Below are 21,205 nucleotides of genomic sequence, written 5' to 3'. Positions count from 1 at the left end.
GTAAATCATGAAAATGATAGATATGGAGAAATTGAAACTCCTTAAAATAGGAGCAATCCTCATAGGAGTTGTGCTAGTTCTAGGATTCGTATTCTGGATTGGAGCAGCAACCTCAGCGCAAAATAAAGCTAAACAGGAAGCTGAAACTACGCAACAAGAAACCAAAGCAGAGGGAAGCGAACTAACTCAAGAATATGTGAAGGAATTTTTGACGGCTTACTTCAATAAGCAAGATCTTGGAGAAAATAGAAATCGCTATTTGCCCTATATGACAGAAGCTGCCTACAATCAGGAGGTGAATTCTGAGGAAGAACCATCGGTACAAACCTATAAGGGCTATGTAGTGGACACGCAGCTGAAGTCTTCTACCATTTACATCGATCAAGAAAATAATGTTGTCCTAGCTCAAGTGAGATACACTCAGACACAGTTACAGAAGAAGTACGATTATACAAACGCCCAAACAAACGTAGGGTCTTCAAGAACCATACGGATCCGCTTCAGCAAGCAAGATGGGAAATACCTGGTCAATCATATTGATCCTATTTTGATTGTGGACAGCCTAAGCGCAAGTGAAAAGGCGAGTATTCCATCGTTAAACAAACCAAATACCAATCAAACAACAGAAGGGAAAAAGGAACAATGACAAAATTAGAAACTTTGGAAAAACAAAAACAGAAAGCGGAAAACCGCTTAGCTGACTATCTGTCCAAGGCCAAGAAGGAAGAAGAAAGACTGAAGGAGCTAGAAACTCAAATCATTCTGGCCAAACATGAGGAACGCTCAAGCTACTTGGCCAAACATAATTTAACCTGGGCTGATATTGAAGCTGCTCTTGCTGAAGGAAAATTGAAAGGAGCTGAAAAACATGTACCGTTTAACCAATCTGACACAAAACACGACCACAACGTATAAAAATCGGGACCTTGTGTATCAAGCGCTGGAGCGAGAAAATGCTAAGGTTAAACACCAGGATGCAGAAGCCGTTTTATTGGTAGAGGAACTGGATAAAAAGAATGTAGTGGTGTACCAAGAAGATGTCTATTTGCCGTTTGAAGGGATCGCAGATGGCCTCTTCCTGAAGCCTGGTATGGTGAATAACAAGGAAGCTGCACCAAAAGAAGCAAAAACCTCTTTCTTTAAGCGCCAGCCAAAAACAAAACATCAAGAGAAGACTCCTGAAGAAAAAGCTGAAGCTTCTTCCTTGAAACATGAAACTCCCAAACCTCGAAACTCTTCTAAACGCTCTTTTTGGGTGTATTTAGGAAGAGTTTTGGTGTTATTGGGTCTAGTAGGAAGTCTGACACTTGCTGGCTTATCACTTACGCTAGTTTACCATCAAGAAAAGCAACTCTCGGCCGTATCAAAGGAACTTTCAAATCTAAAAACCATTCAGTCAAAAACAGGGGAACTAGATGCCTTTTCACGTTACTTTTTGCCAGCCTATTACTCTGATAAAGGGAAAATGGCTGATTTCGTAGCTCCTCAATTAACGATAGATAGACAAGCAGGTCAACTGCAGTCTGTGATTTTGGAATCTAGCTTGATTGTTGATGAAGCAACTTATCAGCTAACCTATGTAGTAGCCGTGAAAGACGGTGAGAACAGAAGTCAGAAACGTTTGGTAGTTACTGTGAAGGAAGAACCTTCAGCGCCTTACGGATTCCAGGTTATTGCCAAGCCAGAACTATCCAATTATCCAAAATAAAGGAGGTCTTACATGGATCAAGAAAAAGTCAGTCATTCTCTGGCTTTAAAAGGAAAAGTTACCCTGGAGATGACGATACAAGCTCTGTATGCCCTCGCAAAAGCCCATTATGACAAGAAACAACATAAGGCGGCAAATCGAACTTTTGAAGGGGAGACACGTTTTAATGACTTTATGGCCACAAAATCAAAAAAAGATGTCGAGAAGTTATTAAATAGTGAAGTTCACTTGGCTAAGTTGAAGCATTACCTGGAGGAGTATAAGGTAGGTTTTACCTATCATCAAAAAGATGATACAACCTATCTCTTCTTTGAAACAAAAAATCGTCCCCTGGTAGAAAAGGCTCTCAAAGATATGTTGGCAGACATCACGAAAAGTCCAGAAAAATTGGAAGACTTTGCGAAAAAGGTGCTGAAGAAACCACATGAAATGACTCCTGAAGATAAAATCAATTACTATAAGACAAATAAGGTCTATAAAGGAATGATGCCAGTTGTTACGAAGGAGATTGGGAAGGAGAAGACACGATGATTAGAAAACCTATATGGCCCTACCTGGTGGTGGGGCTATTTTCATTTGTTATTTTCCAGTCCTTTTACCATTACTACCAACTTTCGACTGCAGCAGTACCTTTCATGGGAATGTTGCGACTTCGTTGGTTGCTAGAACACTGGGAACGCTTCTCTTTTGGTGTTTTCTTTGATTCAGGAGCCTTATATGCAGGGTTGATTGGATTTGGTCTCCCTATGCTTGTCTATGCTTCTATGGATAAGAATTTATATCGTCAGGGAGAAGAACAAGGTAGTGCTCGTTTTGCGACTTTGAAGGAAATGAGACGGTTTGAAGACGTTGATTTTGAGAAGAATATGATTTTTTCAAAACAGGTCAAAATGGGACTATTTAACTTTCGCTTAGCCTACAATGTGCAACTCAATAAAAATGTGATTGTCATTGGTCTTCCAGGAGACGGTAAAACCTTTACGTTTGTATTGCCAAATTTAATGCAGATGAACTCAAACTTTGTTGTGACGGATCCTAAAGGAAACCTGGTACATGAAGTTGGGAAGATGCTTGAGAAAGCTGGCTATGCTGTTAAAATCTTTGATTTGATTCGTCTCAAGAATTCAGATCGGTTTAATCCTTTTCATTACATGAAATCCGAGCTAGATATTGATCGTATCTCTGAAGCGATTACTGAGGGAACGAAGAAGAGTGAGCATACTGGAGAAGACTTCTGGGTTCAAGCAGAGTTGATGCTGCAACGTGCATTGATTGGTTATCTCTATTTTGACTCTAAGGATCCTGAAACAGGAGTCCAGTTATATATGCCAAACCTAGGTCACGTTGCGGATCTATTAAGAAATATGTACCGAGAGGATCCAGATGTCCCAAGCCCTGTCGAGCAGATGTTTGAAGAACTGAACGAACATCAACCTAACAACTATGCTTATAAACAGTGGAAATTATTCCAAAACTTCAGAGGTGAGACAAGAAACAGTGTGGTAGCGATTTTGTCTTCTCGCTATTCTATCTTTGACCATGAAGATGTACGAAACTTGATCAGTGAAGATACTATGGAAATGGATACCTGGAATACGAAAAAGACAGCTGTTTTTATTGCGATTCCTGAAACCAATAACGCCTTTAATTTTCTTTCCTCAATCTTGTTTGCGATTGGTTTTGAGGTGCTCACACATAAGGCTGATGATATCCTGCAAGGGAAAGTACCTGGCTACGGCAGAAAAAATCTTCGCCACATTCAGTTTATCTTCGATGAGTTTGCACAAATTGGCCGTATTCCAAACTTCGCCCAGGTTCTCTCTTCTATTCGTAGTCGTGAGATGTCTATTAAGATTATCATTCAAGCTGTCAATCAGCTAGAATCACTATATAAAAGCGATTGGAAGACAATCTTTAATAACTGTGCTACTCACCTATTTTTAGGAACCAATGACAAGGATACGATGGAATACTATTCTACAAGGTCAGGTAAGCAGACGATACGCACTCGATCCACTTCAAAATCGCATAGTTATCGGAACGGATCATCAAGTGAAAACAAACAAATTCAGGGTCGTCCTCTTCTAACTCCAGATGAAGTCGCAAGAATTGGGGTAGAAGAAGGATTGGTCTTTATTTCTAAACAAAATGTCTTCAGAGATAAAAAAGCAAGTGTCTATGATCATCCTCGAAAAGATGAGATTGCAAGTTCCCCTGAAGACAAAGAAAACTGGTACGAATATACTCGAAAAGGGACAGATATCGATGGCTTGCTTCTATATGCCAGCGATTTGACTCCGCAGCTAAAAGAGTTATTCGTGGCCTAACATATAGAAAGGACAATAGGATGGAAACACCAAAAATACAATTAGGATACATGGAGAGTATCTCACAAGTTTTAGCACTAAAGCCAGAAAATTTAGCTACAGAACGTTATGCTATTTGGAAACTATTTAAACAGGCAGATGAGGAGACTTTCTATCAATTAGCTCCTCATCTTTTTGTAACAACGAGTCAGGAAGATCCAATAGTTGTTAGTGAACTAGATGCAACTCCTGAAGGATATCTTTTATTTAAGGAATTAGTAGAGGAGGAAAGAGTATGCCTTTAACAAAAGCACAGGCAAAATCGCTGGATATTTTAGAAGTAGCTCGTAGCCTTGGAATGGAGATGAAGCGAAAGTCACATCGAGAGTATTATTGGGCTGATCATGACTCGTTTAAGATTGATACTGTGAAGAATACCTGGCATTGGTATTCACAAGCAGATAAGTATGGGGACACCATCAACCTTGTCCAAGAAATGCGAAATGTCAGCTATAAGGAAGCCATGGTATTCTTAGAGACAGGTTCCTTTCCTGAAGCAAAACCAGTAGAGGAAGAACGTAAACCTTTCAATTATACACTAGCCCCTTACGAACAACCATTTGTGGAGGCGAGATCCTATCTCAAGGAGATTAGAGGTCTCTCTGATGATACAATCGACTTCTTCCTGGAAAAGGGAGTATTAGCCCAAGCTAAACGTAAGGATAAAGATGGTGTTATAGAAGATGTCTTGGTTTTTAAATACTTGGACAGAAATCAGCAACTGGTAGGTGCGAGCCTTCAGGGACTTGTTCCTGATCAAGAACGTCATCCAGGTAAGGGCTACTTGAAACAAATCATGTATCTATCAGAGGCTATTAGTGGCTTAAACGTTTCTATAGGCTCTCCTGAGCGTTTAATTGTGACAGAGGCACCAATTGACCTTATGAGCTATTATGAACTTCATAAGGGCGAATTAAACGATGTTCGACTGGTTGCGATGGAAGGATTAAAAGAGGGAGTTTTGTCTCACTATGTTCTTGAAATTCTGCAGGAGCGAGGGGAGATTGCGATGGATGAAAGGGATTATACCAAGGCTAGTGAGTTAACACGTACCTCTAAATTTTTATCTGTTGCAGCGGAAACATCCACACTTTTCCAAGATCACAAATATGATGATCTCATCACGCTGGCAGTTGATCACGATAAAGCAGGTACAGACTTTATTACCAAACTACGGGAGAAGAAAATCCCAGTTATCGATGCAAGACCACCAAAACGTGAAGGCCAGGAGAAGACAGACTGGAATGAGATTCTGAAGCAGACCAAGCAACTGGAAAAGGCTGAGGAAATTCAATCATCAAGTCACTTTCCTGATACCAGCCACCTTTCTCCTGAAGATGCAACATGGTTGAAGGAAAACTGGAATAATATAGGTTTTTCAGTAGAGCCTAGAAAACAAATGGTTATTGATTCGGACAAAACAGTGACCTATGAAAAACCTTCCAATCCTCTTGGAGATGGTAGGGAGCCTAAAAAACAAATTCAGAGCACAGAAAAAGCTCCTGAGAACTCTCAGGAGCAAATGAATGATAGGACCAGTGGTGGCACGGGTTCTTTACAGCCTAAAGCTGAAGGCAGTACCTCACCTGTACTTGAAACAAGTACCTTTGAGCAAACTGTTACCAGTCACCCGACATCATCCTATCCTTACTTACAGTTTAGCACAAATTATGATAAAGTGCAACGGAGAACAGCGAATTATCATCCGATTACACCAGCGGATTTAAGACGATTAAATCAATATGCGCCGTCTATCCAAAGTACAGCTTCCTGGTATTTAAATGAACTGGCTGACAGTAAGATCAGCTTTGTTTATGCGGATCATGGAGAGAAGAATGTGCTTCAGGTGACTTTTCAAAAGGATAACTTTATCCATCTTTCAGGGATCAGACCTTTTGAAGAGGGAAAGGGGGCAGCAAATTTCCTAGATGATATTGCCAATGGTCAGGGGCATTATGACGGTATGTTGATTAGTAATGCAATTAAGGATAAATTGCAGGTTCTTCCTATGTTGCGTGATATTTTAGATCCACATTCTTTTGTTTTAGATGATTTGAGCAGTGTTGAAAAGCTTCACAATCTCAATATGAGTGAAGCTATTAAAGCAAAAGATGAAGATTTCTTACTACTTTTTAAAGATATCGGAGATGAAAAAATTCCAGCCTCTCTTATGAAACTCAAGGGAGAGCTTGCAACTAATGTTAAATCGTTGGATGAAAAGATCATTCTTGGTGTTTATAGAGAAAGAGATGGCCACATTGAGCAACTTTCAATCAATGAAGAGTATGTTAAAGACAAAGGTGCAGAAATGCTGTCAGTTTTGAAGAATAAGCAGTTTGAAGAAGTTTCTAAAGAAATTGAACAAACAACGCTAGAGAACACACTGAATAGCCCCCTACTTGATTCGGCTACGTTTACTCAAGTCTTAGATACTGTCTATAATTTAGGTGTGCCAGGTGACATTTCAAAAACTCCAAAAGAATTTCATCAAGCCTGGAATCAGTATCTTGACTATGCGAAGCAACACAATGATAAATTTGATCAGATTGTTGCTGCAGCTGGAGAAGATAATCTCCTGGATACAAATTCAGACTTTTATAAAGAGTGGAAACAAGATCATATCTATAAGGAGAACTACCATGTACGCCTTCAATGGGCTGAGGAGCGCCCCGATGGGCCTAAATTGCCCTTTAAAGAAACAGAGCTGATATCTTATCAAGATTTTGCTAGAGAGCTTTACAAGGCCAACCAGAGCTTCTATCAGCTATATCAGGAAGGGCTAAAACAAGTGACTGGTGGTCATCCAGAAGCCTATATCTCTCCAACTAAGATCCAGTTTAGTATCTACGCTCCCGATGGTGAACTGATTCAGGATAGCATCCGTTACAATATCGGTGAGGAGATTAACCCCATCGCTCATAAAGAAAGACTTGGTACACGAGAAATGAGAGAGTACCCAGAATTGATGAAGATAGATGGGGCCATATTCACTCCGTATCATCTGGAGAGATTGGCGAGTGAGTTAGATATTTCTCAGTTCAGTTACGCTTTAGAAGATACTCTTTACGCAGATCAACTTCTATCCCAACTACCGTTTGGAGATTTGGAAAATAGTCCAATTGGATTTACAGATAGTAGTCATGATGGTCGTCTTGGATTTATCTCTTTTGATGGAATGGATAGTGTTGAGGTCGAAAATCTATCTGCTTGGTTTGAGAAGTTGGGAGTCAAGGACTCTCCGTTGGAACAAGTAGCTCTTGTAGAAAAATGGCAAAAAGAAATCAAAGGTTTATCAGAAAAAGTTGAACAAACGATCTCCACAGTTCGAGAAGAATTTGAGAAATCACAAGAGGAAGAAATCAAACTAGAAGAACAAGGCTACAACAAGCAGGAGTTGGAACGTGATGCGGATGCTGACGGTGTTCCTGATGAGGAGGAGTTGCTTCAGGGAACGAATCCGTATGATTTTAGATCGAAGCCAGGTTCTAAACCAGAGGGCGAGGAGAGTCTACAAGCGGATGAAGTTGTTTTAGCAGCTGGTAGTCTTGCAGTCGCAGATTTTATTCAGAATAAAGATATGGCAGGATTAAGTCGTCATCTCAAAGAAGGAATTAAGGAGTTTCTGGACTCAGATAAGTACAAAGACTATCTAACGAAAATGAGCCAACTAAATAATTATTCTAATCGCAACCTACGCTTAATTCTTGCACAAAATCCTGAAGCAAGGCAAGTAGCTTCTTTCAAGCAGTGGAAAGAAAACTTTGGCCGCTATGTGAAAAAAGGCGAGAAGGCTTTACGTATTTTTAAGCCTATGACGAAGATCAAAAAGGATGAGAATAACCAACCAATATTGGATAAAAATGGGAAACCAGAAACAGTTACATTCTTTGGTTTAGTGCCAGTCTTTGATGTTAGTCAGACAGAAGGAAAGGAGATGCCAAAAGCAGCAGAAGTTAAAGAGCAGCTGACTGATTTGGACTATGCAAATCTTTACCGTGCCCTGATGGCTATTGCGAAAGAAAATGATGTATCGGTTCGATTTGAGGAGATGGAAAATAATAAACATGGATATTATTCTGTCCCAGAAAATCAAATTGTTTTACGTAGTAATGAGATGAACAAGGCTCAAATTATTAAAACTTTCTTACATGAAATGGCTCATGCAGAGTTGCATCATGCAGACAATCCTCAGAAGGAAAATCTGACTAGAAGCACAGCTGAACTCCAGGCTGAAAGTGTCGCTTATGTTGTTTCTTCATACTACGGTATTGATACGTCAGAGTATTCCTTTAACTATCTATCTGGCTGGTCTGCTGACAAAGAGACACTTGCTGATTTAGAAGCACAGTTGGATATTGTCCAACAAGAAGCTAAAAGTTTAATGGTTCGGATGGATCAAGCATTGGAACAATTAAGATTGAGTCAGGAGAAACAAACGAAGCGCAGTTTTGAACAAAAACTGGAGAAGTTTAAAGATCAGAGCAAGCAAGCTGTCGAAGAACACAAGCAGGAGTTGAAAGCAGATGCACAATCAAAAAAAGAGAAGGGTTTCTCGAAATGACCGAACGGGACACCCAAAATAAACCCAAGGTCAAATTAAAAACAAATCATCATCAAGGAGGACAACACTCATGACTAATGAACAAGAAGAACAACTGATTATCATCCTTTCAGACTTTATTCCAATCATGGATGGAGACAGAGTTGTAGGAGTATCACCAAATGCTAGAGACTTGACTCGTCAAAAAATTCTGGAGCAACTAGAGGAAGAACAGTCTCAACTACCTGAAGGAGATCCTGCTCTTTGGGAGTGGGAAGAAGAAAATATTGAGCTACTCAAGATGATTACAGACGAAGAATTTCAAGCTGTACTCACAGAAAAAATCTTACTGACTGAAATACAAATTGGGCAGTCTATTTTCCAGCCTCTAACTACTCAACAACTTTCTGTCCTAGCTGAAAAGTTACAAGGTCAGGAAGAAAAAAATATAGAAAATAGTGATAAGCAATCATCTATTTTCAAAAACATCTTTAGTTGGTTACGATAAAATGTTAGAAGCTGTACTCCAAAAGATATAGAAAAGGGGCTTGGGGGTTTCCCCAAAACTGAGAAAATCAAGAAGGAAAACTACAAGGTTCTCCTTCTCTGATTTTTTTAAATTTCGCAAATGGATATCCATTTGCTACGCTTGCCGGAAGGAAGTTGGGGGTTGATGCCTGGTCAGAAAATGCCAGAGCCTTTGAGAGAAAGAGGATGAGAAAACAATGCAGAAACAAGAAAATAGAAAACGCTATATACAAAAATTGATACGATTAACACCAGAGGAAGATCGTCAAATTAAAACAGCGATGGCCCAAATGGGAGTTCCCTCATTTCAATACTATGCGAAGAATCAACTGGTGCAAGGCAAGGTGGTGCAAATTGATTTTTCTGAATTGAAAGACCTTCGAGTTGCCATCAATCGAGTTGGTACAAACATTAACCAAATTGCCAAGCATGCTAACGAAAATCAAGGGGTTACGACAGAGGAAGTGGCACAAGTTATTGGTTATCTATCTGAGTTGAAAGAGATGGTAGCTGCCAAACTTTCTAGCGCAGAAAAACAGAGTCTACAGGAACGGAAACGAACGATAAGGAGTGATATAGAAGAATGGTAGTTATTAAATCTCCAACTCAAATTAAAACACCAGCTAATTTGAAGAGAGCTGTTAATTATATTCTAAATGAAGCGAAAACTCTTGTATCAGGAACTGCAGAAAGTGATCTTGATTTTCCTCTTGTCTATCATAATGGTGAACTTCAAATGAAGCTAGTATCTGGCAATGGGATTTCTGATTTTAGTGTAGCAGATGAAGAAATGGTCATGACAAAATTGGCTGCAGCCTTTAAAAAAGGAGATGACGACTTGAAAGAATTATCTTCAGGAAAACAAGTATTGGCCCATCACATTATCCAGTCTTTTTCTCCAGATGATAACTTGACTCCTGAGCAAGTTCATGAAATTGGCCGTCAAACGATGTTAGAATTGACAGGTGGAAATTATGAGTTTGTGATCGCAACACACACGGACAAAGATCATCTTCATAATCACATCATACTCAATACCACCAATACCTCAACGCTCAAGAAATTTCGTTGGGAAAAGAAAACCCTGAAAAATTTGAGAGCCATTTCGGACAAACATGCGACACGGTATGGCGCTAAAATCATTGAGCCTACAATGAAAAATTCCTACACAAAGTATTCTGCTTGGCGTAGACAAAATAATTATCGGTTTGAAATTAAGGAACGTCTGGATTTTCTTCTGAAGCACTCTTTGTCGTTGGAAGATTTTAAACAAAAGGCAGCTGCTCTTGATCTTCAGATCGATTTCTCTGGTAAATTTGTGAAGTATAAATTGCTTGATCAGCCACAACAAAGAAATGTCCGAGATGATACATTATCAAAGAAGGGACTTTATTCTCTTGAAAAAATAAAAGAGAGAATTTCTAAGAATCAGTTAGTTTTTGATGTGGAGGAATTGAAAGAACAATATCAAGAATCAAAAGAAAAGACGGCAAATGATTTTGAATTGAAATTGGAAGTGGAATCCTGGCAGGTCGAGCAAGAAAGCAAGCAAGGCATTTACGTGCAGATGGATATGGGAGCTTTAAATAGTGGTACCATTTTAATACCTTCTCATAAAGTTGATAAAAATGAGGATGGAAATTATACCATCTATATCAAAGAGAAAGACTATTTTTATTTTCTCAATCCAGATCAATCACAAAAAAATCGGTACATGATGGGCTTGACTGTCGCAAGGCAATTGGCCAAACAAAATGGAGAAACACTTGTAACTAAAAACGCTCAAATTTCCTCTATGCGTGAACTGATTAAGGAATATAATTTCTTAGTCGAGCACGGCGTGACAGATGGAACACAATTTCAACATTTGGAGAAGTGCTTTAATGAAAAGATAGAGGCTACCCAAGAGGAATTAAGACAGCTAGATGAGCGACTTGGACGTTATCATAAAATTGAAGGAGCACTTTTAGCCATCCAGCAATCTCCAGAAAATAGTCTTGCGGCGGTACAACTATTGGATGATTTAGGAGTTCCAAAAGATATGGGACTGGAAGATGTCAGTCAGCTGATTAAACAATTCCAAATTGAAAAAGGAGCCTTACAAGAGTTCTTTGACGACACTCTAAAACATTACACAGATTATAGAGATATTAAGGAGCAGGTGCGTAGTCGTGAAGAGAAAGTTGACCGACGATTTGAGGATGAAAAAGTCTTGTAGAAGTTTCTGATGTTTTCAATCTAGTCATGATTTCAGTACAGAGAGAACAGTTCTCTTTACATTTGGAAAGAGAACCTTTTCTAGGAATTGCTGGTGAAAAGGAAGGAGAAACTTCATTGCGAAAATAATTATAAATATAATTATAAACATATTGACAAATATAATTATAATGGTATAATAGAAGTATAGAAAACAGGAGGATATCAAATGAAGATTATCACATTTGCTGCTATTAAGGGCGGTGTTGGGAAAACAACTTTAACATTTAATTATGGGGAATGGCTGGCAAAGAAAGGGCATAAGATTCTCTTTATAGACTTAGACCATCAGTGTAATTTAACCCAGTGCTATAATATTTACGAGAGCAAGAATACGATTGCTAATGCTTTTAAAGGTGGCGATGTGGATATTAAGCAAGTCAAGGAAAATATCAATCTAATTCCAGGTTCAGTTCAGCTTGACACGGTGGAACGAGATCTGGAGAACAGCGATAAGAAAAATATGCTACTTTATCTTTGGCTAGAGGATAACTACGAAAAGAAGAAGTTGGATCAGTTTGACTATATCTTGATTGATTGTAGACCAGACTTTGCAACAGCTACTAAAAATGCTGTTGCGGTCAGTCACGCTATTATTAGTCCCTTGACTCCTTCAGAGTTTGGCTATAATGCCAAATTCAATTTATCAACTCGGTTAGAAGCATTCAGAAAGGATGTAATTGACTATCGTACAAGAGAATCATACATCACTGCTGAGTTATATTTCTTAGCAAATATGATCCGACCGAACTATGGATCATCAAGAGAATTACTGGAAGCCCTGGGACTTGAAGCCAAAGAAAAAGGAACAGATAACCTTCTAGGAATTGTACCAGCAAAAGAGTTATTCAATCATTCCACGATTGATAAGATCTCTATTGCAGATATGAAGGAGAATCCTGAGCTTTATCAAAAACACAAAAAGTTTTTCACTGAGCTGGAGCAGACTTTTTCAAAAATTTATGATACAATATAATTATATTTATAAACACAAATACAATTATAAATATAATTAGAAGGAGATTGTCATGGCATTCACACCAAAAGAAAAAGAGATTTCGCAGATTATCGAAGCAACCCATCAACCTGAGCAGATTTCAGATGTAGCCAGCTTTGAAAGTTTTGAACGTAAGAAACAATTTCAGTTTACTTTGAAACCAAGCAATCGGAAAAAATTGGATAAAATTGCTAAAGCAGCTGGAGCAAAGTCTGCATCAGATTATCTTGATAAACTAATCGAAAGTTTATCGTTATAAATATAATTATATTTATAATCAAACAACCTTCCCAATAAGGGAAGGCTTTTATTTTTGAAAGAGTCTTGCAGAAAGTTTGTGATGTTTTCAATATAGTCATGATTTCAGTACAATAGAGAGTATGTTTAGATTTGATGAAAAAGAATTTGTCGCAGAACTAGATCGCAAACGTGAGCAGCAATTCCTGAAGCGAGTAAGAGATTATGACGAGCAGATAGCTCCCTCCGTGAGACTGAAAGGGTATAAACGAATAGACAGTACCGAGAGGACAGTTGTCTTCACATTTGGAGAGATGACCTTTTCTAGGAATCGCTGGCGAAAGGGAAAGAAAAGCTGTTATCCTGTAGATGAGTGGCTAGGTTTAGAAAAGTATATGCGTTATTCTCCAGAGTTGATTTTTCACATGGCAAAACACGCTTCTGTTTTATCCTATCGTGAAGTTTGTCGAACAGTTAAGATGGCTTATCGCTTGGAGATAACAAAGGACGCTGTTTTGAAGTCTGTAAAAATGGCAGGTAGACTCTTTTCAGAGAGGGAACGCTATCGGCTTTTTAGAGGTGATGAGCAACCGAAAAAAATCCAGGCAGATAAAATCTACCTGGAGGGAGATGGTGTGCTCGTCAAGACAACATCAAGCAACGATGAACGACACAATACAGACTTAGCCCATTTTCTGATTCATACGGGAGCGAAGAAGATTGGAAAAAATCGGTATGTACTCGAGAATAAGCATGAAATTATCCATACAAGCCATGAGCAAGCAAAGGAAGAATTGATAGACTATCTCTACAATCATTTTGAAATCACTGATCGAACTCTTCTTATCACTAACTCGGACAATGGTATAGGATATACTCGAAGAGTATTTCAAGAAATCAAGAAAGCTCTACGGATTAAACGTCATGAGCATTTCTGGGATGCTTATCATGTCAATGAAGAATTAAAAAGATTCCTGAAGCCGTACCCATCTACACTGCTTGATCTGGCTTTTAAGGCTATCCAGACACATCAGAGAAGCCTTCTTCAGACCGTACTAGATACAGTAGAGTCTCTTATAGAAAGTCAGGAGGCTTTTGATAGCTTTTACAATTTCCGTAAAAAATTATTGAGAAATTTTGGGGATACCAGACCACCTAAACATCGAGGCTTGTCCTCTCATGGTATTGGGGTAATGGAGAGTCAACACAGAAAGGTCACCTACCGTATGAAACATCGAGGGATGTATTGGTCTATTGAAGGAGCTTGTACTATGGCTAGGATGATACTCCTTGAACGAATAGATCAGCTATACGAATTGTTTTTCGGGGATTGGCGGAATGAGTATGAGGAGTATAGGGCGAGCCGTTTAGGAGCAGGATTTCTTGTTGACCACCGTCCCCATGGAGCCGTTATACGAAAACGAGGGCGTAAGCGAAAGTAAGGAAAAGGTAAAGAAAATCCTCTAAAAAATGCAATTTTAGAGGTCTTTTTGCCATGTTTTTTAGACAAAACAGTTGCTTTTTTGCCTAATATGTGTTACAATAATAGAGTAAATAAAAACGAAAAAGGTGTAGAAGCAGCAACTCCTACACCACCGATTAAGACAAACACACACTTTGCTTAATCAGTCAAACAATATTGTAGCATAAATAGTGCAATATAGTCAAGGGCTGGGGTAAAGTGAGAAACTTTTTCCAGTTTTTTTTGTCTGAAAAATCTCGCTTTCTTATTGAGTTATAAGGATATTTAATTATTCCCAAAAATTTAGACACAAACAAAATAGTTTAGGCCCTTGATAAATTCAAGAAAGTGTGATAACATAGTACGGTATGTGGTGCTAGCACATCCGCTATATTAGATCTAATAGGAGGAAAACACAATGGCTAAAGTATGTTACTTTACAGGTCGTAAGACTGTATCAGGAAACAACCGTTCACACGCGATGAACCAAACAAAACGTGCCGTAAAACCAAACCTTCAAAAAGTTACTGTTCTTATCGATGGTAAACCTAAAAAAGTTTGGGCTTCAGCTCGTGCTTTGAAATCAGGTAAAGTTGAACGCGTTTAATAAAGATGAAAAGACCGCTTAGGTCTTTTTCTTTTGCTCTATAGATAAAATCATTTGAAAAATAGAGTAAATATCCGCTGATACAGCATTCTGCTTTTACACTTGGGCTGAAATATGATAAAATAGAGTATCAACTAGTTGAGGTAAAAAAATGACTGTAAAAATTAATACAAAAGATGGTCAAATCGAACTGACTGATGAAGTGATTGCAACCGTAGTAGGTGGTGCCGCAACTGAGATTTTTGGTGTGGTCGGTATGGCTAGTAAAAATGCCCTCAAAGACAATTTCCAAGCCCTTCTTGGTAAGGAAAATTATTCTAAGGGTGTTGTTATAAAAGCAGCCGAAGATGGTAGCATTGCAGTTGATGTTTATACCGTATTGAGCTACGGAGTAAAGATAAGCGAAGTGTCAAAAAACATTCAAGAGCGTGTTCGTTTTAGTTTAGAAAATCAACTAGGAATCACTGCTCAGACTGTGAATGTCTACATTCAAAATATCAAAGTTGTAGGAGAATAATCGTGTCAAAAATTACTACCAGTTTATTCCAAGAGATGGTGCAAGCTGCATCAACTCGTTTGAATAAGCAAGCAGAATATGTCAATTCATTGAACGTCTTTCCAGTTCCAGATGGAGATACTGGGACAAACATGGGAATGACCATTGAAAATGGTGCGAAAGAAGTAGCAGATAAGCCTGCTTCTACAGTTGGAGAAGTAGCGAGCATTCTTGCTAAAGGTCTCTTGATGGGTGCCCGTGGGAACTCAGGGGTTATCACATCTCAGCTCTTCCGTGGCTTCTCTCAGGCTATCAAGGAAAAAGATGAATTAACAGGTCAAGACTTGGCTCTTGCCTTCCAATCCGGTGTCGAAGTAGCTTATAAAGCGGTTATGAAACCAGTTGAAGGGACCATTTTGACAGTTTCTCGTGGAGCGGCTATTGGGGCTAAGAAAAAAGCCGAGGAGACAGATGATGCTGTTGAGGTCATGCGTGCAGCCTTGGAAGGTGCAAAAGCAGCTTTGGCTAAGACACCAGAAATGCTTCCAGTTCTTAAGGAAGTTGGTGTGGTAGACTCAGGTGGTCAAGGTTTGGTCTTCATCTACGAAGGATTCCTATCTGCCCTTACTGGTGAATACAGTGCGTCTGAGGACTTTGTAGCGACTCCTGCCAACATGGGTGAAATGATCAATGCAGAGCACCACAAGTCTGTAGCAGGGCATGTGGCAACTGAGGATATTACCTTCGGTTACTGTACGGAGATCATGGTAGCCCTCAAACAAGGTCCAACTTATTCTAAGGAATTTGACTACGACGAATTCCGTAACTACTTGAATGAACTTGGAGATTCTCTCCTCGTTGTCAATGATGATGAAATTGTCAAAGTCCATGTCCATACCGAAGATCCAGGTCTTGTTATGCAAGAAGGTCTCAAGTACGGTAGCTTGGTTAAGGTCAAGGTTGACAACATGCGCAACCAACACGAAGCCCAAGTGGAAAAAGAAGCCAACCAAAGCAAGCCAGCTGAAGAAAAAGAGTATGCTTTGATTGCTGTGGTGGCTGGTAAAGGTCTAGCAGATATCTTCCGCTCTCAAGGTGTTGATTATGTTATCGAAGGGGGTCAAACCATGAACCCTTCAACAGAAGACTTTATCAAGGCTGTTGAACAGGTCAACGCTCGTAATATTATCTTCTTGCCAAACAACAAAAATATCTTTATGGCAGCTCAGTCTGCGGCTGAAGTGCTTGAACAACAAGCTGTTGTAGTAGAAGCACGTACTCTTCCTCAAGGATTGACCAGTCTTCTTGCCTTTGATCCAAGTAAGTCAATCGAAGAAAACCAAGAGCGTATGACAGCTGCTCTTGGCGATGTCGTTAGCGGAAGCGTCACAACAGCTGTGCGTGATACAACGATTGATGGCTTAGAAATCCATGAAAATGATAATCTTGGTATGGTAGATGGGAAAATCCTCGTGTCAAACCCTGACATGCACCAAACTTTGACAGAAACCTTGAAACATATGTTGGACGAAGACAGTGAAATCGTGACTTTCTATGTCGGTGAAGACGGAAGCGAAGAACTTGCCAATGAAATTGCCCAAGAAATCGCAGAAGAATTCGAAGATGTTGAAGTAGAGATTCACCAAGGTCAACAACCCGTATATCCATATCTTTTCAGTGTGGAATAAAATAAAATGAAGGAAAGAGCCGAAAAATCGGCTCTTTTTAATTTGCTTATATAAATATCTTTAATTTGTAAGTTTTATAACATATTATATAGAAGCAGTTTGTTTGTTATCTCAGATTATATGAAGTATAATAGTAATACAAAAATGCTATGAATATAAACATCGAGGTAATAATGGGACGTTATTTTTATCATCAATTTTTATCCAAATTTTCCATTCGGAAATTGAGTGTTGGGACCTGTTCGGTATTGCTAGGAACCTTTATGGTGATGGCTACTTCTCCAGTTCGAGCAGATGAAGCTCAAGTCAATAATAAGGAACAACAAACGCAGGCGGAAATTCAACAGAAGGAAAAAAATACTGAGAATGGACAGGAAGTCATTTCTGAGCCTCAAAAAGAGGTAACACAGAACGAAGCAGTTAAGGACCTGAAGGATAAAGCTGAACCGTCCAAAACAGAAGTCTCTGCACCAGTCGCTCAGAGTCAACCAGTTTCTCAAGTTGACAATGCGAAGGAGGAAAGTCAGCCCTCTTTAGATGAGGAGAAAAAGCAATCTCTAGAATCAACTCAAACTGAGCAGAAAAGCAAGGAAGAAAGCGGTTCTAGCGGGAAAACGTCTTCAAGACGCAAGAGATCGTTAGATGAAGTCAATGCAGCATTTAAAGCTCATTCGCCAATCAAAGATATCCATGCTGTAGATAGTGTTCGTGAATCCTTGACTTTTAGTATTACTGGACACGAAGCAGACTATTCTGGCGGGTATATCAAAATTCATTTCCAAAATGGGAAAGCTATTAAATTAACCCCTTCTCCAGTTGGTGGTGTAAAGTTCAGCCAAGAAAAAACGAATGGGGATCTTGATTTAAAGATAGAACCTGTGAATCTGAGAGGTGGAGCAAACTATAACTTAGTCTATACTTTTCAGATAGATCCTCTGACGCATAACTGGGGAGGTGCTGTCCAAGCCATTGGGCCAGACCATAAGGTGACCGCAACTGCTAAGCTCTATGACAAAAATGGCAATGTCCTCAAAGAACTTGGAAGTATTGAACACACATGGAAAGTCTTAGAAAACGGTGTAGGTGGTCTGACACCAATGTCTAACAATCAGGTCATTGGCTACGATCGGAACAATGATGGTATCGTTGACGATGATTCGTCGGTTGTATCCTACTATCTATTTAATGGTGCGAAAGATCCTAAGAATAATACGGCAAGAAATGATTACTTCAACTATGGGAATGGTGTTTTTGATGGTCGTATGATCAATGGTATGGGGATTAGTGATGTCGGGGGGAATATCATTGATCCTGTCACATCTTATACCTATAATATAGAGTTAAAAGAAGGTTATGAATTGACAGATGAAGCCAAAGCTTTGGGATGGACTGCCGATGCGACGGGTTACCATCTGACGATTAACAGAACTAACAATCCGCTTCAAGATATCAATAACAATAAAAATAAGCTCATTCCAATTTCTTTCAAGTTAAAGAATGCCAAAGTAGCAGATATCAATAGAAAAGCGCAAAACCTATCTGTGACGGGTATCTATACAAAAGCAGATGGGACTAGTTATCAAAATACGGCTGTTCTTCCCTATACTCTCTTTGTTCAAAAAACTGATCAGCCAGAGTCTTCTCTCTTTGAATTTAGACACTATAATCAGTCTGACTCGGAGATAATTCGTTCCTATGGTGAAACAGAATACCGTTCTAATGTTCGACTTTCATCAGTCGCAGAGGTTGAAAAAGATTATCTTATCAATGACTATACTGTTACTCATAAAATACAGGATTCACGAGAGTCTTATCGGGAAGTCAATGCGATTGAGGAGCGTTATTGGAATGAATTTTTCTCTTCACCGGATGCATCTGTAGAAGTATACAATAAAGCTACAGGTGAATTATTAGGGACTTTTAATAGTAACACCCGTAGTCTACGATTGACGGAAGAGCAAGATGTGAAGGAACTGGAGTACAAGTTTAAAAACATCAAGATGAGGAAGTCCTCAACAAATGATACATCAATGTTTGTTTTCCAGACCAAAACACGTTTTAATAATTGGGAAAGTCTTTATAAAGATTCGACGATTAGTAAGTTGGATTCTAGAACGGATTTCACTTTTAAGAATACTAGCAACACTGTTTCCTTATCTCAAACGGCCTCAGCCGAATTAACGCGCGTTAGCCAGCAAATTTCGATGATTGGACGACGTCGGACAGATGTCTTTAATCGACACACAGATGCTTCTGGTTTTAAAGAAGATTTTATCACAAGGACTGCGGGTAAAGACACCCCTACTCAGAACTTCGCAAACTTGACGGGAGTTTACCATCTGGCTTATTTGGCTGATCCACAATTAAACTTTAGTGGAAACCCTAATTTTAAGGTTTATTATAATTACAAAGATACTGGGAAAACTCTCTACTATGCCCAAGTAAAGGGGACTCCAGACTCCCCTATGCCTGCAACACTTTTGAAGTTAGAAAACAAGACGATTCCAAATGGGACTTATACCTATAAAGCGATTGCTTTCTGGGACGAGGAACTTCCTGACGTTCAAGCTCAGAATGGCTACGACTTAGGGGAGCTCGACGGCATTACAGTTACCTCGAAAAATTCAGTTTCTTATGACTTCGATGTGATCGTACAGGCTTCTGAAGCGAGTGGTGTCTACTCTGAAGTGAAGAGAGCTACAGATCAGCACTTTGCCTATAATACCCAAGAGCACTATCCTGGCGATGAGATTGATTTCAGAGTGACTTATAAAAACGCAGCGAAACAGCCTGTTTCAGACGTTTATGTTTTGTCATCCTTGCCGATGAAAGGTGATAAACAGCTAGAATCCAGAAATCGTGGCTCTGAATTTACAGTTAGTTTGACAAAAGCTCTAACACCACCTTCAGGCTGGGAAGTTCAATATAGTCGTACTGCGGGCACTGCTGCAGAAATTAATGCTTCACAATGGCTTACAGCAGACCAAGTGTCGGATTGGTCAGAGATTCGTGCAGTTCGTTGGCATTCGACTGCTCCGGTTGCTGCTGGAAGTAGGGTTCAGTTTCCTATCGGTGGAGCAGTTATCGGGCAAGATACTGCCCCAGGTGCTACGGCTTATCTTTCTTCGGCTCTGGCAAATGGCAGTTCAAAGTACACTGAGTCCAATAATGTTTCAATCCAAATGTCGACCAAACTGTCATCTGCAAGTTTTACCTTTGTGGATGTAAATGATTCGTCTAAGGAAGTGCAACTAGGACAGGTAGACACAGTTGTAGGCAAACCTAATGGACCAATTTCTTATGATCCTGCTCGTCGAATTAAGGAATTGGAAGATGCAGGATATGAACTGATCCGTAACGATTTTACAGATCATACCTTTGGTGATTCGGCTAATCCAAAACAATTCAAGTTTCAGTTTAGACACAAGATTACAGAACTAACCGAAACTGTTCGTGGAACTCGCGAAATTGATTATGAATATCTCAAAAAAACAAACCATTCTGATTTATCACTCCTTCCTCCAAAACATGTTGAGACTCATTCGTTTACTCGCACGAAGAGAATTGATCAGGTTTTGGCGAAACGGCAACCAAATGATGCGACAGCAGGTGTGACATACTCAGCCTGGTCTGCAGACCAAACTTGGTCTCAAGTGATTTCTCCTGAAATTCCTGGCTATTATCCAAGAGAGGATATTGACGCAAACACAATGTCGGGAGAAGGAGCTCTTGATGAATATTTATTGAACGCGGATGATCCTAGGGATGAAGAGTTGGAAAAAGAATTCTCTTGGGATAGGTTGGTGTATTATGTTCCACTTCCAGTTGTACCTTCAGCAAGTGCAGCGAAATCTAAAGGTCTTCAAGGGCAGAAGCAGGCAGCAACGATTCAGTTTGATGAGGATAGAGCAAGCGAGAGTGAGGTTCACTTTACAAAAGGGACAACAACCATTAATGGAGCAAAGAAATCCGTTGAACTAGTCCAAAGCAGTGTCTTTCTTTATGATGAGAATGGACAAAAGGTAACTTCGCTAACCATTGCCGACCAAGGAACATATGAATTAGATCTTGTAAATAAAACAATTGTCTTTACTCCACTGAAAACCTTCTATGGTTCGGCAACTCCAGTCCAAGTTGAGGTGGTGGATAAAAATGGAAAATCTGCTGTAACAACCTACACCCCAGTTGTTGAGAGAGTAATACCAACCAGCACTAACGCAACCAGCACAGGCCCTCAAGGTGTTCCACAAACAGGTACTCCAACCTTCCAAGGTGGTGATCCATTGGTTCCAATCGATGAAACAATAGAGCCAGCCTTCG

The 21,205-nt window shown here is 39.5% G+C and carries 17 protein-coding genes; all 17 read left to right on the top strand.

What is annotated here, in order from left to right:
* Positions 1–7 precede the first annotated feature (7 nt).
* Positions 8–646: a hypothetical protein gene (locus SORDD15_RS07275; protein ID WP_061415984.1), complete on the top strand. Its 639-nt coding sequence runs from the start codon at positions 8–10 to the stop codon at positions 644–646.
* Positions 643–915 carry a hypothetical protein gene (locus SORDD15_RS07270; RefSeq protein ID WP_061415982.1) on the top strand — a complete coding sequence of 91 codons (273 nt, stop codon included), beginning with the start codon at positions 643–645 and terminating at the stop codon, positions 913–915. The genes SORDD15_RS07275 and SORDD15_RS07270 overlap by 4 nt, the downstream gene beginning before the upstream one ends.
* A complete protein-coding gene (locus SORDD15_RS07265) occupies positions 869–1,708 on the top strand; it encodes a hypothetical protein (protein ID WP_061415981.1) in 840 nt (279 codons plus the stop codon). The genes SORDD15_RS07270 and SORDD15_RS07265 overlap by 47 nt, the downstream gene beginning before the upstream one ends.
* A gap of 12 nt (positions 1,709–1,720) precedes the next feature.
* Positions 1,721–2,239: a DUF3801 domain-containing protein gene (locus tag SORDD15_RS07260; RefSeq protein ID WP_061415979.1), complete on the top strand. Its 519-nt coding sequence runs from the start codon at positions 1,721–1,723 to the stop codon at positions 2,237–2,239.
* On the top strand, positions 2,236–4,035 hold the full coding sequence (locus SORDD15_RS07255; protein WP_061415977.1) for a VirD4-like conjugal transfer protein, CD1115 family: 1,800 nt from the start codon (positions 2,236–2,238) through the stop codon (positions 4,033–4,035). The genes SORDD15_RS07260 and SORDD15_RS07255 overlap by 4 nt, the downstream gene beginning before the upstream one ends.
* Positions 4,036–4,055: 20 nt before the next feature.
* Positions 4,056–4,319, top strand: a complete 264-nt coding sequence (locus SORDD15_RS07250) for a hypothetical protein (RefSeq protein ID WP_061415975.1) — start codon at positions 4,056–4,058, stop codon at positions 4,317–4,319.
* The gene (locus SORDD15_RS07245) at positions 4,310–8,635 is read left to right on the top strand and encodes a PBECR4 domain-containing protein (protein ID WP_061415973.1); all 4,326 of its coding nucleotides are present in this window, start codon (positions 4,310–4,312) and stop codon (positions 8,633–8,635) included. The genes SORDD15_RS07250 and SORDD15_RS07245 overlap by 10 nt, the downstream gene beginning before the upstream one ends.
* Positions 8,636–8,705: 70 nt before the next feature.
* Positions 8,706–9,122, top strand: coding sequence for a hypothetical protein (locus tag SORDD15_RS07240; protein ID WP_061415971.1), 417 nt, complete (start codon positions 8,706–8,708; stop codon positions 9,120–9,122).
* 217 nt (positions 9,123–9,339) lie between these two features.
* The gene (locus tag SORDD15_RS07235; RefSeq protein WP_061415970.1) at positions 9,340–9,732 is read left to right on the top strand and encodes a plasmid mobilization protein; all 393 of its coding nucleotides are present in this window, start codon (positions 9,340–9,342) and stop codon (positions 9,730–9,732) included.
* Positions 9,726–11,360 (top strand): relaxase/mobilization nuclease domain-containing protein, encoded by a 1,635-nt coding sequence (locus tag SORDD15_RS07230; RefSeq protein ID WP_061415968.1) that lies wholly within the window; start codon positions 9,726–9,728, stop codon positions 11,358–11,360. The genes SORDD15_RS07235 and SORDD15_RS07230 overlap by 7 nt, the downstream gene beginning before the upstream one ends.
* Positions 11,361–11,567: 207 nt before the next feature.
* A complete protein-coding gene (locus SORDD15_RS07225) occupies positions 11,568–12,374 on the top strand; it encodes a ParA family protein (protein ID WP_061415966.1) in 807 nt (268 codons plus the stop codon).
* Positions 12,375–12,426: 52 nt separating this feature from the next.
* Positions 12,427–12,654: a hypothetical protein gene (locus SORDD15_RS07220; RefSeq protein WP_000896112.1), complete on the top strand. Its 228-nt coding sequence runs from the start codon at positions 12,427–12,429 to the stop codon at positions 12,652–12,654.
* Positions 12,655–12,775: 121 nt separating this feature from the next.
* Positions 12,776–14,074: an ISLre2 family transposase gene (locus SORDD15_RS07215; RefSeq protein ID WP_061415964.1), complete on the top strand. Its 1,299-nt coding sequence runs from the start codon at positions 12,776–12,778 to the stop codon at positions 14,072–14,074.
* A gap of 438 nt (positions 14,075–14,512) precedes the next feature.
* Complete coding sequence (gene rpmB, locus SORDD15_RS07210) at positions 14,513–14,701, top strand: 50S ribosomal protein L28 (RefSeq protein ID WP_001140948.1); 189 nt, start codon at positions 14,513–14,515, stop codon at positions 14,699–14,701.
* 151 nt (positions 14,702–14,852) lie between these two features.
* Complete coding sequence (locus SORDD15_RS07205) at positions 14,853–15,218, top strand: Asp23/Gls24 family envelope stress response protein (protein WP_000216434.1); 366 nt, start codon at positions 14,853–14,855, stop codon at positions 15,216–15,218.
* A 2-nt stretch (positions 15,219–15,220) separates the two neighbouring features.
* On the top strand, positions 15,221–16,885 hold the full coding sequence (locus SORDD15_RS07200) for a DAK2 domain-containing protein (protein WP_061415962.1): 1,665 nt from the start codon (positions 15,221–15,223) through the stop codon (positions 16,883–16,885).
* Between the two features lie 173 nt (positions 16,886–17,058).
* The coding region (locus tag SORDD15_RS10570; RefSeq protein WP_231097649.1) for a mucin-binding protein at positions 17,059–21,205 on the top strand (4,147 nt) is incomplete at its 3' end.

The organism is Streptococcus oralis, from assembly GCF_001578935.1.
In the GTDB taxonomy this organism is placed as follows: domain Bacteria; phylum Bacillota; class Bacilli; order Lactobacillales; family Streptococcaceae; genus Streptococcus; species Streptococcus oralis_R.
The sequence above is the reverse complement of the archived record's forward strand: the minus strand, read 5'-3'. Positions and strand labels throughout refer to the sequence as shown.